Origin of the sequence: Nocardiopsis valliformis DSM 45023 (assembly GCF_000340985.1) — a bacterium.
In the GTDB taxonomy this organism is placed as follows: Bacteria; Actinomycetota; Actinomycetes; order Streptosporangiales; family Streptosporangiaceae; genus Nocardiopsis; species Nocardiopsis exhalans.
This window is the reverse complement of record NZ_ANAZ01000024.1, coordinates 102,926-117,817: the sequence shown is the minus strand read 5'-3', so window position 1 is coordinate 117,817 and position 14,892 is coordinate 102,926. Positions and strand designations below refer to the sequence as shown.

Genomic DNA, 14,892 nt, shown 5'->3' with positions numbered 1-14,892 from the left:
GGGTTCCCGGGTCGGGGGAGGGCCGCCGCCAGCGCCGTGACGGGAGCCTGAGGGGGCGCCGGAGAGCCCCGGGAACAGTGCGGGAGCACCCCGTGGAAGGCGTCCGGAAGGGCCGAGAAAAAAAGTGGCCCGCAGAAGCTGGAAAGTCGTGCCCGGCCGGGTGCCGGGGAGGACTCAGGGTCTTCTCGAGCACTGACGGGCGGGCTTTCAGGGCAGCTGCCCCCGGACATGCAGGAGCTCGACCAGGTCCTGGATCGCCGGGGCGCACCGCTCGCGTTCGGCGTAGGAGATCCACGCGGTCTCCAGGATCTCGTTGTCCGGCACGATCTCCCCGTCGTGCTCGGCGCCGTAGCAGAGCAGCCGCACCCGGGTGCCCGGGGCCTGTCCGTGCGCTTCCTGGTCGATCACCGCGACCCGGTGGAAGGTCCCCGGGCGCAGCACCACGCTGACCTCCTCCAGGGTCTCGCGGGCCACCGCCTGTTCGTCGCTCTCGCCCGGCTCGCGCTTGCCGCCGGGGATGTACAACCGGTCCTTGCCCTCGGGGCGCACACACAGCAGGCGGCCCTCGTGCACGTGGACCCAGGCGAGGGCCTCGATCACGGCGGGGGAGGAGGGGGAGGGCGCAGGCGAAGGGTTCGGTGACATGTGGCCACTTTAGGCCGCACCGCACCGACGCGAACCGCTGACCGCGAGTGATCCGAGCTACTAGCCTTCTGTCGACCGGTTGCGTACACGTACGGCCCAGCGCCCCCGGCCGGGCCACGGCGAGAGCGGACGAACATGACATCCTCCGGAACCGAACCGGGCCTGGGCCCCGACCCCTCCGCCGAGAGCACCGACGCAGGGGTGCGGCCCCTTCTCGCGGAGAGCTCCAGCGGTGGTATCCCGCCGCAGACCGCCGAACAGCGTGAGGCGCGCGAACGCGCCTACAACCTCTACAGTGCCGCGATCGGCGCCTGCCTGGCCCGCAGGGACAAGGATCCGTCGCTACTGGAGCGCGCCGCCCTCCTCCTGGTCGAGGAGGCGCGACTGCCCTACCTCACCCCCGACGACATCGCCCGGGCCAACGGCGCGCTGCCCGGGATCATCGACGAACTCCGTGCTGACCCGGTGCGCCCTCCCGCCGGGGCCAGCCCGCAGGACCTGGGGCGCGAGCTCTCCGAGGCCGACCTGAACTCGCTGTTCGGCCTGGCCCTGCGCGACCGACTTACCGGCATCCCGCGCGAACAGCCCCGACTGCTGCTCTTCGGCGGCCAGCCCGGTTCCGGTAAGTCCACCCTCCAGCGGCTGGTCCTGCCGGTCCTGCCCGAGGGGACGGTCAGTTACGACGGCGACGACTTGCTGCGCCTGTCCCCCGACTACGAGTGGTCCATGACCGCGGACGACCGGGTCGCCTCCACCGAGGTGTCCAAGCAGGTCGGCGGCTTGCACGGGCTGGCCATGGAGCACGTGCGGCAGGGTCGCTACGACGCGGTGTGCAGCCATCCGCTGGGCCGCGCGGACTGGGCGGCCTCCTGGGTCCTGGGCTTCAAGGAGGCCGGGTACCGGGTGGAGGTGGCCTTCGTGGCCACGCACACGTCGAACAGCCGTTTCTCGATCTTCGACCGCCACGAGCGCGCCACCCGCGACCAGGGGTTCGGCCGCTTTCTGCCGGAGATCCACCACGACCGCTTCTACCTGGGCGTACCGAACACGGTCGAGTTCCTGGAGACCCACCAGCTGGCGGACTCGGTGTACGTGCTCTCCAGGGAGGGGGAGGTGCTCTACGCCAACCACCAGCGGGGCGGCCAGTGGCGGACCGAACCGTTCGGCCGGATCGCGCTGGAGGCCGAAAGGGGCCGACGCGAGCTCTGGCGCTCGGAGGACACTCTCTAGGATCGCTCCCCATGGATATCTTCGCCGCCAACCCTCTCCTGATACGTCAGCCCAAGCGCTTCATGCGCGACGTCTCCGACTATGAGGTCTTCGATCCGCACGGCCGGCAGATCGCCTGGGCGCGGGAGCAGGGCGCGGACGGGGGCATGCAGGTGCTGCGCCACCTGGCCAAGAGCACGGGTGGTTTCGAGCGCCGGGTGCACGTCACGGACCTGTACGGGCACCAGCGGCTCGCCGTCCAGAAGCACTGGTCCTGGATGACCGCGACCACCAGCGTGAACCTGCCCGACGGTCAGCCGGTGGGCACGATCGAGCAGGACCTGAAGTTCTTCGGGTCGAAGTTCACGCTGCTGGACGCGTGGAAGCGGCAGGTCGGCACGATCGAGGGCGACTTCATCGGCCTGGACTTCCGGATCTGCGACCACAACGCGCACGAGGTCGCCCGGGTCGACCGTCAGCTGCCCGACCTGGGCGAGCTGTTCACCTCGGCGGACAGCTACGCGCTGCACCACCGTTACCCGACCCTGCCCGAACCGCTGCGCACCCTGGTGGTGGCCTCCGCGATCACGATCGACCTGGTGCTGCGCGAGGGCAGGTGAACGGTGTCGTGGTCCGCGTCCTCGCGGACCGGGTCGGCGGCTGACCCGTGTGAGGCGGTATCGAGGAGAGTTCACGGACGATCGCTCATGGAACGGCGGCCCGTTGGGTAGGGCGGTCGTATGCTGCACAACGACATTCCCACGGCCGAGGAGATCGAGAAGATCGCCTCCGCCCGGCATCCGGCCAGTGTTTCCCTCTACTTTCCTACGGTCCCCCTGACGCAGGACTCGGAGGCTGTCCGGATCGAGTTCAGGAACGCTCTGTCCCAGGCGGTGGCCGAGCTTGAGGCGGCGGGTCAGGAGAAGGAGGACATCCAGTCCCTGCGGGAACTCGGCGAGGAGCTCCTCGACGACGAGGCGTTCTGGCCCTACCTCTCCAACAGCCTGGTGGTCTTCCTGACCCCCGGGGAGATCCGCACCTTCCGGCTGCCGAACCGTCTGACCGCCTCGGTGCAGGTGTCCGACCGCTTCTTCGTCAAACCGCTGTTGCGCTCCGTGACCTTCCCCCAGGCGGCCTTCGTGCTGGCCCTGGCCCAGAACTCGGTGCGCCTGGTCGAGGTGAGCCCCGACGCCGATCCCTTCGAGGTGAGCGTTTCCGACCTGCCGGAGGACGCCGCGAGCGCCGTCGGCCTGGCCTCGATCAGCGGCCGTTCGCCCTCGGGAAGGATTCAGGGGTCGGAAGGGCGCAAGGTGCGCCTGCACCAGTACGCGCGGGCGGTGGACCGCGCCGTGAGGCCCGTCCTGTCCGGCAGCGGTGTCCCGCTGATCCTGGCTGCGACGGAGCCGCTGGCCGGTATCTACCGTTCGGTGAACAGTTACGTCCACCTCGCGGCTCCCGGGATCGACGGCAACCCGGAGAACGTCTCTGACGCGGAACTGGCAGGGGAGGCCCGTACCGTCCTCGACGAGCTCTACCGGATCGAACTGGCCAGGCAGCGCGAACGTTTGGAGGAGCACGAGTCGCGCGGCCTCACCGCGACCGACCTGAGCGATGTGGCCAGGGCCGCCACCTTCGGTGCGATCGACACCCTGTTGGTCGACATCGACGAGGTCGTACCCGGTCTGGTCGACGAGGAGACGGGTGCCGTCTCCTTCCACGACCGCAGTGACGCCCAGGGTTACGGTGTCGTCGACGAGATCGCCCGCCGGGCGCTGCGGACGGGGGCCCGGGTGCTGGCAGTGCGTGCGCAGGAGATCCCTGGCGACACGGCGGCTGCGGCGATCCTGCGCTTCGCTGTGTGAGCCCGTGAGCCCGGGCTGGGCTCACTGGCTTCCTTCCGTCGTACGCGGTCTGCCCGGCCCTTCCCCACGCTCCGGCGCGTGGGGAAGGGCCGGTTCAGTGCCGTTCCAGCTCGGCCATGGCTGCGCGGTCCTCAGCGCCGAACTGCTCCTCCAGTTCCTCCGGTGAGGCGTCTAGGTCGATCTGGCGGAGCGGTACCCCGCGGGCGGACTCGATGGCACCCAGCCGCCGGAGGGCGCGGTTGCTCGCGTAGTCCAGAAGCACCCCCGGCGGGAGTTCGTAGCGCTGCATGGCCGGGTCGTCCGAGGGGGTGTCGCTGCGCTCGACGGTGCCCATCACGTGGGGGAGCAGCTCGTTGAGGCGCTCGCTCACCACGTCCCAGTTGCGGTCGTCGGCGGCCACATGGCGGCGGCAGGTGAAGGTGCCCCAGGCCATGTGGCGGCGCTCGTCGTCCCCGATCCGCCGGATGATCTGGCGCATGCCGGGGAAGATGTCGCGCACGGTGCACACGTGGTTCCAGGCGTAGTAGCCGGTCAGCGCCAGGGAACCCTCGATGATGTGGTTGTAGGTGACCGAGGCGCGCACTTGGTTGCGGGGGCTGGGGTCGTCCAGCAGGGCCTCCAACGAACCGGGGAGCTCCTCGTAGAACAGGGCGCGGTAGGCGGGGTTGTTGGTCACGAACCCGTGGAGGTCGTCCCGGACGCCGATGGCGTCGAGCCACAGACGGAAGGCCTGGACGTGCTTGGCCTCCTCGAAGGCGAACTGGGTCAGGTACATCTCGTCGCCCAGGCGGCCCTCGGCGGCCATGGCGCGTAGGAAGGGCTGAAGGTCCTCGGTGACCGCCTCCTCGCCCGCCACGAACAACGCGCACAGCCGCAGGATGCGGGTCTGTGCGGCCTCGTCGAGCCCCTTCCAGTCCTCGGCGTCCCGGCTGAGGTCGATGTCGGCGGGGTTCCAGAACTTCGCGTTGCCCTTGACGAACAGCTTGAGCGGGAGCGAGTCCCAGTTCAGTCCGCCGCCTCGGAGTGAGTGGAAGCCGGTGCGGTACTCGGTGGCCGGGGCCTCGGTCATGGGGGTACCTCCGTAGGGTGGGCCGACCCCCATGATTGGACACGGGAGGGCTTCGTGTAAACCCTCGGAAGTGTCCTGGGTCACTAGAAATCAGAATTCGGCTCGGTCCGGCCTGGAAGCGGGAGCCCATACGGGATCTGGTCGGAGCCGACGACGATCCGGCCCCGCCGAAACGGTACGGTCAGGGGAGTACGACCGCATGAACGATCCGATCGGGGGACGACGTGTTCTGTGGTGATCCCGGCAGTCCCGGTTACGCAGCTTGCGCCGCCCAGTCCCAGCTGTTCGCGCTGGCCTCGGTGATCCCCGCGCTGCTCGGCCTCGCCCTGATGGTGGCCGCCTTCGCCGCGCCCTCGGTCCGCGGAGACCGGGTGCTGCGCACCCGGACCCTCAGCTACTCCCTCATCGCCTGGGGCATCGCTGCCGGAACCTACTCGATCGGCGTCCTACCCTCGTTCTGAGCCAGGCTCGCCCTTGCGCCGAATCGCGCTGAGCTCCGCGCGGGCCCCTCCGGGTGAGCTCTTCCGCCGGGCTCAGATCTCCTCGCCCGCGAGCAGATCGCCCGCGTCGGCGATTCGGTACGCGTAGCCCTGCTCGGCCAGGAACCGCTGGCGGTGGGCGGCGTAGTCCTGGTCCAGGGTGTCCCGGGCGACTACCGCGTAGAAGCGGGCGGTGCGGCCGTCGGCCTTCGGGCGCAGCACCCGGCCCAGACGCTGGGCCTCCTCCTGACGCGAACCGAAGGAGCCGGACACCTGGACCGCCACTCCGGCCTCGGGGAGGTCGATCGAGAAGTTGGCGACCTTGGAGACCACCAGAGTGCGCAGCTCGCCGGCGCGGAAGGCGTCGAAGAGGCGTTCGCGCTCCTTGTTCCGGGTCTCGCCCTTGATGACCGGGGCGCCCAGCCGCTCACCGAGTTCGTCGAGCTGGTCGATGTAGGAGCCGATCACCAGGACCTGCTCCTGCGGGTGGCGCTCCACGATCTGCTGGACCACGGTCGTCTTGGTCTCCGAGGAGGCGCAGAACCGGTACTTGTCCTCGGGTTCGGCGGTCGCGTAGGCCATTCGCTCGGACTCGGTCAGGTCCACCCGGACCTCCACGCAGTCCGCCGGGGCGATCCACCCCTGGTTCTCCATGTCCTTCCACGGGGCGTCGTAGCGCTTGGGCCCGATCAGCGAGAACACGTCGCCCTCCCGGCCGTCCTCGCGGACCAGGGTAGCGGTCAGTCCCAGGCGGCGGCGGGCCTGGAGATCGGCGGTCATCCGGAAGATGGGCGCGGGCAGCAGGTGCACCTCGTCGTAGACCACTAGGCCCCAGTCTTTGGCGTCGAACAGCTCCAGGTGCGTGTAGACGCCCTTCCGGCGGGCTGCCATCACCTGGTAGGTGGCGATGGTGACCGGTCGGATCTCCTTCTTGGTCCCCGAGTACTCACCGATCTCGTCCTCGGTCAGCGAGGTCCGCTTGAGCAGCTCGGACTTCCACTGGTGCACTGACACCGTGTTGGTCACCAGGATCAGCGTGGTTGCCCCGGTCATCGCCATGGCGGCCGCGCCGACGATCGTCTTCCCGGCGCCGCAGGGCAGCACGACCACGCCGGAACCGCCCGCGTGGAAGCTCTCCGCGGCCTCCTGCTGGTACCCGCGCAGCTCCCAGTCGCCGTCGGCCAGGTCGATCTCGTGGGCCTCGCCGTCGACGTACCCGGCCAGGTCCTCGGCGGGCCAGCCGATCTTCAGCAGGGCCTGCTTGAGGTTGCCGCGCTCGCTCGGGTGGACCGCGACCGAGTCCTCCCCCAGGCGCTCGCCGAGCATCCCCTTGAGTTTCTTGGCCCGCACGACTTCCTCCAGGACCGCGCGGTCCGAGGACTCCAGCACCAGGCCGTGCACCGGGTCGCCCACCAGCTTGAGCCGCCCGTAGCGGTCCATCGTCTCGGCGATGTCCACGAGCAGCGAGTGCGGCACGGGGAACTTGGAGAAGCGGATGAGGGCGTCCACGACCTGCTCGGCGTCATGCCCGGCGGCGCGCGCGTTCCACAGCGCCAGCGGGGTGATGCGGTAGGTGTGTACGTGTTCGGGGGCGCGTTCGAGCTCGGCGAACGGCGCGATGGAACGGCGGCACTCCGGGGCGAGCTCGTGGTCGATCTCGAGCAGGAGCGTCTTGTCGGACTGGACGATCAGGCAGGACACACGGGACCTTCCATCAGGCTACGAGGACGAGGGCGGCCCGTCTGGCACGGGACGGGGGCGGCCCCAGGTGCAACACCGGAACCCCTCCGATCATGCCCGCACACCGCGGAATGTCCACGGGAGGCCGCTCACGGCGGAGCCGGATACAGGGTGCCCGGTTCAGAAGACACGGTTCAGAGGAAACAGTTCAGATGCCGACGAGCAGGAACAGCAGCGCGAGAACGATCACCGGGACCAGGAACACCACCGACAGGGCGGTGTAGGCGAAGGTGCAGGCCCAGGTGTAGCGGATGTACCGCTCCACATCGACGGCGTTGGGGATCTTGACCAGGGCGATGATCCCCAGCACGATGCCGGGGATGTTGGCGACCAGGATGAAGAACCACAGGCCGAGGGCGATACCGAGAACCGGGACCGCCAGGGTGCAGAGCGCCACGACCAGCGCCGCGACGGCCCCGCCCACGCGTGCGGGCGGTCCGGAAGGAAGCGGGACGCCCACCGGGTACATGGCGCCGGGTGGCGCCGGTCCCGGGACCGGCGGTGGTACCGGGGCGGCGGGCGGGTACCCGGGCCCGGGCGGGAAGGACGGCCGCGGCGGCTGTGGCGGCGGCGCGTGCGCCGCCGGTACGTGTGTGCGGGGAGGGCTCGCGGGCAGACCGGCACCGGGCACGGAACTCCGCCCCCGTTCCCAGAAGTCCCTGGGGTCGCTCCGGTCGCCGTTCACCGCTGGCCGTGTCTCCTCACGCTGAGCCCCTGTGTTTGGGCCCCTGTGCCTGAGCCCTTGTCTCCGGGCCCCTGTGTCTGTGGTCCGCATACCCGCCCTACCCGGTTCGAAAGCGGACGATGCCGTGCTTATTCCCCCAAACAGGGGTCAAACCGGTAGTGGCCAGGGGGTCAGAAGTTGGTCACGGGGACAATCTGCTGGATCCAGCTCCCCGCCTGCGTGAACATCACGAAGGTCAGCACCAGCATCACGAAGAACATCACCCCGGCCGCGCCCAGGCAGTACCAGGAGTACCGGGTGAGCACTTCGGCCTGGTCCGGTCGGCCCCGGTCCCGCGCGTGCGCGGCCCGCACCGCGAAGGTGATCCCGGCGATGCCGAAGATCCAGTTCATACAGCACAGGGCGGTCACCGCGTGCAGGATCAGCGCCATGGTGGAGCTGTTGGCGCCGCCGGTCGAGCCCACCGGGGCCGGATCGCTCCGGTCGCCGTCACGGTCGCGCTCCCGCTCGGGTGCCCGGTCCCGGCTCTCAGGCACGCGTTCCTCCCGCCCCCGGTCACGGGGAGAGGAGGCTCCAGGGGGCAGCGGTGCGTTGCTCAAGGGCCGTCTCCTCCGGTGTCTGGGCCAACCGATCTGAGGCCACTCTAGAGGCTGGTATCCCCAACGCCGACGGGGTAGCAGTTTCTGGAAAGCCTGGCATGTCGGGCCGTTCCGCCGTAATCTCCTGTCAGGAATTCGCGGACGAACCAGCGGAAGGCGGTCGTCGGGTGCAGGATCCGATTTCTGGGACACCGGATCGCATCGGGCGGTTCACCGTGGTTCGCGTCCTGGGCCAGGGCGGAATGGGTCAGGTCTACCTGGCCCGGACCCGAGCCGGTCACGAAGTGGTCGTCAAGGTCATCCATCAGCACTTGCTGGGCGGGGACGACCGGAACCTGGAACGGGAGTACAGGAGCCGGTTCTCCCGTGAGGCGGAGGCCGCACGCCAGGTCGGTGGACTGTACACGGCACCGATCGTGGCGGCCGACCCCGAGGCGGATCCGCCGTGGATCGCCACCATGTACGTACCGGGACCCACCTTGGGCGAGGCCATCCGCGCCCGCGGCTCCTTCACCTCGGACGGGGTACGCCAGCTCGCCGCCCACCTGGCGGAAGGCCTTGAGGCGATCCATGACTGCGGACTGGTCCACCGCGACCTCAAGCCCGCGAACATCATCGTGTCCGACAGCGGGCCCAAGATCATCGACTTCGGGGTGGCCCGACCGGTCGAGGGCGAGAACCTCACGCACACCGGAGGCATCCTCGGCACCCCCTCCTACATGTCCCCGGAACAGGCCCACGGGTTCCAGGTCACCCCGGCATCGGACGTGTTCTCCCTGGCCACGGTGCTGTACTTCGCGTTTACCGGGGCCAATCCCTTCCAGGCGCCCTCACTGCCCGCCACCCTCATGCGCGTTGTCGGACCACCCCCGGACCTGAGTATCCTGCCCGCGGACCTCGCCGAACTCCTCACCGCCTGCTGGCGGCACACACCGGGGGAGCGTCCGAGCGCGGAAGGGGTCCTCGACATCCTCGGCGGAACGGGAACCTCCGCACCGGATGCCCGACGGTCACTGGTTCGACCTCCCGTGCCTTCGGTGGCTCCCGAACCTCCCGAGGCCCGTCCTGCCATGGCCCTTCCCACTGCTGGCGACCCTCCTGCTCGAACGCCTGCGTACGATCCCGTCCCGGGCAGCGTCGAGCCGCCCGCGAACGCACGGCCGCCGATCTCCCCGAGCGCCGGACGCTGGGCCGGGGCCAAGGAGGCGGGCGGGCACCTCCCGCACGAGGACATGGTCTCGGCGGTGTCTTACTCACCCAGCGGTGAATTCCTCGCCACCGCCTGCTGGGACGGCGGTGTCCGGTTGTGGAGCGCCGACAGCAGAGACCTGGTCACGAGGTATAAGGGGCACCGGGGGCCGGTCTACGCCCTCGCCTTCTCCTCGGACGGTGCGTCGATCGCCACCGCCAGCGCAGACCGTTCCGTGAAGTTGTGGGACACCTTCAGTGGCCGCCGGCTGGGTTCCCACGCCTACAGGGGAGCCGTGACCTCGGTGGTGTTCTCCCCTGACAGCCAGATGTTGGCGGTCGCGGAGGAAGACCGGGGTGCCTCGCTCCTGAGCCTCTCGGGCGCCTGGTCCGCCGCGCTGGAAGGAGGGGGCACTGAGGTGAACGCGGTGGCCTTCACCGCGGACGGAGCCGTGCTCGCGGCGGGGACCCGCGGCGGTGACGTCGTCCTGTGGGACGTGCACCTCGGTGTTCAGCTCCACTCGTTCGCGCACCCCGGTCCGGTGATGTCGGTGACCTTCTCCCCGAATGGGAACATCGCTGTCGGATGCGAGAACGGATCGGTGCGGCTGTGGGATCTGGCCTCGGAGTCCGACACTTCGGAAACCCGCTACCTGGACCTGCTCGGACACGAGGAGGCGGTGGGATCGGTGGCCTTCTCCCCGGACGGGGCCGTTCTGGCCACCGGAGGCGATGACCACAAGGCCGTGGTGTGGGACACCGTGAGCTTTGAGCCGGTCACCGAGCTGGCCGGACACGAGGAGGCGGTGGAGTCCGTCGCCTTCTCCCCGGACGGGGCCGTTCTGGCCACCGGAGGCGACGACGGCACGGTCAGGTTCTGGTGCCCGGTCTGAGCTTCTCGCCTCAGTCCGGGGCGGCTTCCAGTTCCGCCACTCCCGTGATGCGGTGGACGGCGAAGCGGTGGACCGCGTCCCGGGTGGTGTCGTAGGCGGTGAGGAAACCTCCGTCCACGCTGGCGGGCTCCACGATGCGGCTGACCTGACGGCCGTCGGTGTCGGTGTAGCCGATCCACACGCGGCGTTCGGCCGCGGCGGCCTCGGAGAGGACCTCCATGACCGCGGTAGCCCTGGAACCCGCGGTTCCGCCCTCGGGGAGGGACACCGGGATCCGGGCGATGTTGGCGGCCTCGTCACCGGCGCGCAGCGCGCGCACGGCGGCCCTGGTCAGGTCGGTGGTCGGCGCCTTCTCGGCGGGGGAGGAGGGGTCGGGTTCAGCTCGGCGGACCTCGGGGCGGCTGAGTCGCATCGTGCCGTCGCCGCTCTCGGGCACCGGGTGGTAGCCCAGTTGGCGCAGGCGTTCGGTGAGCGCGGCCCGGTTCAGGCCGCTGACCACCACGGTCGGGGCCAGGAGCAGCAGCTCCAGGTCGGTGGCGCGGCGGTCGGCGACCAGCTCGGTCAGCAGCGCGGGTTCGTCGCAGCGCAGGTAGCTGGCGGCCGAACCGGTGCGCAGCCTGCCGTGCTTGCGGCCCACGTCCGAGACGAGGTAGCGCAGTGCCTGCGGCAGCGGGGTGCGGGAGTGGCGCTCCAGCAGGTTGGTGATGTCGGCGACCCCGCGACCGGCGTCCAGCGCTCGGCGGATCGAGTCCTCGGTGAAGCGGTACACGGTCGCCCCGCCGGTGGACTCCACGTCGGCGGTCAGGGCGAGTTCGCGGGCCAGCTCGGTGACGAGCGGCCCCGGTGCCACGGCGGTCAGGTCGCCCTGGACGAGCACGTAGTCCAGCGGTTGCGGCAGCTCGGCGGACAGGATCCGCGCGGCCTCTTCATCGGCGTTCTCGTCGTGGGTGAGTAGCGGGCGGGTGTGCTCGGCGAGCGCTCCCCTGCCGGTCAGGCCGAGCGCCGCGGCCTCAGCCTCGGCGGCCTCCACGAGTTCGGTGTAGACGGGGGACTGGCGACGGGGACGGTGCCAGGCCAGCCGGGCCGCCAGTGAAACCTTGTCCGGTGTCAGGCCGGGCTCGGCCGAACCCAGCTCGGTGAGCAGGTCGCGGCGGGCCTGCGGCGCGGCGGGCCGGACCAGACCGGGGCCGAGCACGTTGCGTACCCGGCCGCCCGCGTCGCGTGAACCCGTCAGCGAGGCAACCCGGTCCGAGTCCAGCCAGGCCCGGGCCAGGAGCAGCCACCGGTGCTCGGGAGAGCGCTCCCGCCACAGGTCGTACTCGCGGGTGGGCAGCCACTCCCCGGAGACCCGGTTGTCGGTGCCGATCAGCCCGGCGGCCCGCACGACCTCCAGGTACAGGGCGGCGGTGTCCTCGTCGCTGTCCATGGCGTGGGCGGCCCGGCGCAGGTCGCGCACGCCCAGACCGCCGTTGCGCAGGACCGCGGCGGGTTCCTGGGACCAGCGCTCCAGCAGTTCCTCCACGGCGCGCAGCACGGTGAAGGCCTGCCCCGCCGCGGCACGGGCGACGGTGTCCTGGGAGCCCTGTCTGCCCTCGAAAGCGGGTGGGGCGGTGCTGACGTCGCGGAACAGCGCACCGGAGCGCAGGTACAGGCCGACTTCGCGGGGCAGCGTCAGGGTGTCGTCCCCGGTGGCCACCAGCAGGCCACGGGCGATGAGGGTCTCCACCGGCGAGGAGGCCGTGGCCAGGGTGATCTCCCGGCGGGCGTCGGAGACCGTGCCGTTGGGCGGACCCCAGGCGAGGTTGTCCAGCAGGTGGCGCGCGGGAGCCCCGACCTGGTCCACGAGCACCGCGATCCGGTTGGGGTCGGCCAGCGCGGTGGCCACTGTCTCCACCGGGGAGTTGGCGGTGCTGTGCGGCACGAGGTCGTCCGCCAGCCGCTTGGTGGCACCGTGCGGGAGCGCTGCCAGGAGGGCGCGCACGGGCGGTCCCAGCTGTGCCGGGTGGGGCAGGAGTTCGCGCAGGACTTTGACCGGCCGCAGCCGGCCGTGGTCCGGCCAGATCAGGGCGAGGGAGAGCAGGGTGTCCAGGGCCTCGTCGAGCGGGTCCCGGCCGCGACCGCCCGAGGGGGTCAGGCCGAGCCCCCGGGCGACGTTCGCGGGCGGTGCGCCGACCGGCTCGGACAGACGGTCGTCCCCGAGTACGACCACGGCCTCCAGTACCTGGAGGGTGAACCGGTCGAGCCGCTCCAGGGCGCGCAGCGCCGCGTTGCGCGAGGTCGCGCGGTGGGCCAGGGCGCCGATGTCGGCCGGGACCGGCTGCGCCAGGTCCGGGCGGGCGTTCAGCAGCGCGGTGAGCTCCGCGTCGGAACGGGACCGCAGCCAGGCGGTGAACGTGGGGGGCCGCCCCGGCGACTCGCTGTCGGGGCCGTCCGTGCTCCGGCGGGAACCGGGTCGTGCGTTGTCGGTCATCACGTCAACGCTAGGTGATGGCGCCGGGCGGGTCGCACCCGCTCCCCTCCCGACCCGTGTGCGCCAACCGGCACGGCGCCCCGAACCGTATCGGAGGAGAATTCTCTGACCGAAATTGGGAAGGAGGGGTTAAACGGCAGGTCATTGTGGGCCAATATGGGGCCATGACCCAGCGCTCGGAACAATTGGTACTCGACTATCTCTCCGATGTCGGACTTGCGCTGCACGGTCGTGTGACGGCTAAGGAGCGGACCGCCTACCTGACCAGCCTGCGTGCGCGCATTGACGAGCGCCGCGGGGCGGCCGACAACGACGACGTCGACACCGTGCGGCGGATCCTTCGCGGCTTCGGCTCCCCCGAGCACATCGTGCAGGAGGAGCTCACCGGCCGGGAGGTCGATCTCGAGGACGACGAGATGATCCCGCCCAAACCCCGACACGCCGACCGCCCGCCCCCGCCCTGGCGCGGCGGCCCGCACCAGGGGTTCATGTCCCTGCTGGAGGGGCCCAGCCAGACCGATCTGCGCATGGACGGCCGGGTCGGCCGCAAGCCCGGGGTGACCCGCAACAGCCTCGTACTCGCACGCCACCACCCGCCCGAGGCCGTGGCCCTGGCCGTGCTCGTCCTTTCCGGGGTGTGGTGGGACGTCGCCTTCCTGTGGGTGCTCGGCGCCGCCCTCATCATCCTCAGCCAGGTGTGGAACGCCCTCGACAAGTGGATCGGCGTGGGGTTCCCCCTCGCGGCCTGCGTGGTCGGGATGACCCTGTGGACGGGCGAGGCGAAGTTCATCGACCAGTACATCCAGCAGGCCCTGCCGGCCACCGGCGTCCCCGCGCTCGGACTCGCCTCCCTGGTGTGCGTGCTGTACCTCTTCCCGAAGGCCGCCCGCTCGGCCCGGGGCGCGGACCGATCCGCCGGGAGCTGACCCGCCCCGGACCGACCTGCTCCGTTCGGCCTGCCCCTCAGCGTCATCGGTTGGCAAACCCTGGGGAATAACCTTTTCCGGTCGGCCCGTTACCGGGCATCCGAGCGGGTTGCTTCGGGTAGTCATGTCGGTACACCGCCGCTTTCGCTTCAGGGCGGTCACGTCAGGTGGTCCGGCCTCCAGTCCGGACACCAGCCTGTCGACGGCGTTCCTGACTCCGCCGAGTCCCGTCCCATACTCCGCACCCAGCGGTGACGGGGGCGACGTCGACACAACGAGGCCCGGGTGAGCCGTATCCGGGCCTCGTTTCACGTACCCGTCCCCGTGCTCGGATACCGCCCCGAGAAGTGTCGAGGGAGTTCCGGGGAAGGACCCGGAAATCGGTCACACCACAATCCCCTCGCATTGGTGAGGTGTCGGGCACTAACCTGGGCGCACCCATGGAAACCAGGGGCCGCCCGGGGCGGAGGAAAGGTGGACGGCACCGTTTCCGAAGTCCTCGTGCGCCCGTCAGTGAAAGCATGAGGTCTCTACGTGCCCACCGGCAAGGTCAAGTGGTACGACGGCGACAAGGGTTTCGGCTTTCTCACCCGGGACGACGGAGGTGAGGTCTTCGTGCACTCCACCTCCCTGCCGTCCGGAACCACCTCTCTCAATCCCGGCCAACGGGTCGAGTTCGGCGTGGCCGAAGGGCGTAAGGGCACCCAGGCGCTCCAGGTCAAGATCCTGGACACACAGCACTCGGTGGCCAAGGCGCGGCGCAAGAAGCCCGACGAGATGGTGCTCATCACGGAGGACCTCATCAAACTCCTGGAGAACGTCTCCAACGGCTACCGGCGCGGCCGCCACCCGGACAAGCGTGAATCGTCCAGGGTTGCCGCCGTGCTGCGCGCGGTGGCTGACGACCTGGAGGCCTGACCCCCGGCCAGACAGACTCCCTGAGGCCGTGGCGGCCGTGCCGACGCCCGCCACGGCCTTTCTCCAGCCCCGGACCCCGTTCTTCCGCGCCCTGCCTGTTCTCATCCCTTTGACACGCCAGGGCGGACTGTGGTGACAGGTCGGCCGAAAAAACGTGTGTGCGCACTGACCGAACCCCCGAAAACGCGGCTGGCGGGCCCTCGTGCCGT

General features: G+C 70.3%; 13 protein-coding genes. 7 read left to right on the top strand and 6 right to left on the bottom strand.

Annotation, left to right across the window (positions count from 1 at the left end; all coding sequences use genetic code 11):
* Positions 1 to 207: 207 nt before the first annotated feature.
* Positions 208 to 645, bottom strand: coding sequence for an NUDIX hydrolase (locus D457_RS0121630; protein ID WP_026116885.1), 438 nt, complete (start codon positions 643 to 645; stop codon positions 208 to 210).
* Between the two features lie 135 nt (positions 646 to 780).
* On the opposite strand from D457_RS0121630, the gene D457_RS0121625 reads away from it, so the two are divergent.
* From D457_RS0121625 to D457_RS0121615, 3 genes are all read left to right on the top strand, one after another.
* Positions 781 to 1,875 (top strand): zeta toxin family protein, encoded by a 1,095-nt coding sequence (locus tag D457_RS0121625; protein ID WP_017582766.1) that lies wholly within the window; start codon positions 781 to 783, stop codon positions 1,873 to 1,875.
* A gap of 11 nt (positions 1,876 to 1,886) precedes the next feature.
* Complete coding sequence (locus D457_RS0121620) at positions 1,887 to 2,474, top strand: LURP-one-related/scramblase family protein (RefSeq protein ID WP_017582765.1); 588 nt, start codon at positions 1,887 to 1,889, stop codon at positions 2,472 to 2,474.
* A gap of 120 nt (positions 2,475 to 2,594) precedes the next feature.
* Entirely contained in the window at positions 2,595 to 3,716 is a 1,122-nt protein-coding gene (locus tag D457_RS0121615) for a baeRF11 domain-containing protein (protein WP_017582764.1), read from the top strand.
* 94 nt (positions 3,717 to 3,810) lie between these two features.
* Here the strand turns inward: D457_RS0121615 and D457_RS0121610 are convergent, their stop codons facing one another.
* On the bottom strand, positions 3,811 to 4,785 hold the full coding sequence (locus D457_RS0121610) for a R2-like ligand-binding oxidase (protein ID WP_017582763.1): 975 nt from the start codon (positions 4,783 to 4,785) through the stop codon (positions 3,811 to 3,813).
* 224 nt (positions 4,786 to 5,009) lie between these two features.
* On the opposite strand from D457_RS0121610, the gene D457_RS0121605 reads away from it, so the two are divergent.
* Positions 5,010 to 5,246, top strand: coding sequence for a hypothetical protein (locus D457_RS0121605; protein ID WP_017582762.1), 237 nt, complete (start codon positions 5,010 to 5,012; stop codon positions 5,244 to 5,246).
* 72 nt (positions 5,247 to 5,318) lie between these two features.
* Here D457_RS0121605 and D457_RS0121600 read toward each other — a convergent pair whose 3' ends face one another.
* The 3 genes from D457_RS0121600 to D457_RS0121590 form a co-directional block, all read right to left on the bottom strand.
* Positions 5,319 to 6,965, bottom strand: a complete 1,647-nt coding sequence (locus tag D457_RS0121600; protein WP_017582761.1) for a DNA repair helicase XPB — start codon at positions 6,963 to 6,965, stop codon at positions 5,319 to 5,321.
* 187 nt (positions 6,966 to 7,152) lie between these two features.
* Positions 7,153 to 7,428, bottom strand: a complete 276-nt coding sequence (locus tag D457_RS0121595; RefSeq protein ID WP_017582760.1) for a hypothetical protein — start codon at positions 7,426 to 7,428, stop codon at positions 7,153 to 7,155.
* Between the two features lie 431 nt (positions 7,429 to 7,859).
* Positions 7,860 to 8,288: a hypothetical protein gene (locus D457_RS0121590; protein ID WP_026116884.1), complete on the bottom strand. Its 429-nt coding sequence runs from the start codon at positions 8,286 to 8,288 to the stop codon at positions 7,860 to 7,862.
* A gap of 167 nt (positions 8,289 to 8,455) precedes the next feature.
* Here D457_RS0121590 and D457_RS0121585 point away from each other — a divergent pair, with 167 nt between their 5' ends.
* Positions 8,456 to 10,369 (top strand): WD40 repeat domain-containing serine/threonine protein kinase, encoded by a 1,914-nt coding sequence (locus D457_RS0121585; protein ID WP_017582758.1) that lies wholly within the window; start codon positions 8,456 to 8,458, stop codon positions 10,367 to 10,369.
* Positions 10,370 to 10,379: 10 nt separating this feature from the next.
* Here D457_RS0121585 and D457_RS0121580 read toward each other — a convergent pair whose 3' ends face one another.
* A complete protein-coding gene (locus tag D457_RS0121580; protein WP_017582757.1) occupies positions 10,380 to 12,839 on the bottom strand; it encodes a helicase-associated domain-containing protein in 2,460 nt (819 codons plus the stop codon).
* 164 nt (positions 12,840 to 13,003) lie between these two features.
* Between D457_RS0121580 and D457_RS0121575 the strand changes: the two genes are divergently transcribed.
* Both D457_RS0121575 and D457_RS0121570 read left to right on the top strand, forming a co-directional pair.
* A complete protein-coding gene (locus D457_RS0121575) occupies positions 13,004 to 13,765 on the top strand; it encodes a hypothetical protein (protein ID WP_039831683.1) in 762 nt (253 codons plus the stop codon).
* Positions 13,766 to 14,299: 534 nt separating this feature from the next.
* Positions 14,300 to 14,683 carry a cold-shock protein gene (locus D457_RS0121570; RefSeq protein ID WP_017582755.1) on the top strand — a complete coding sequence of 128 codons (384 nt, stop codon included), beginning with the start codon at positions 14,300 to 14,302 and terminating at the stop codon, positions 14,681 to 14,683.
* Positions 14,684 to 14,892: the final 209 nt, after the last annotated feature.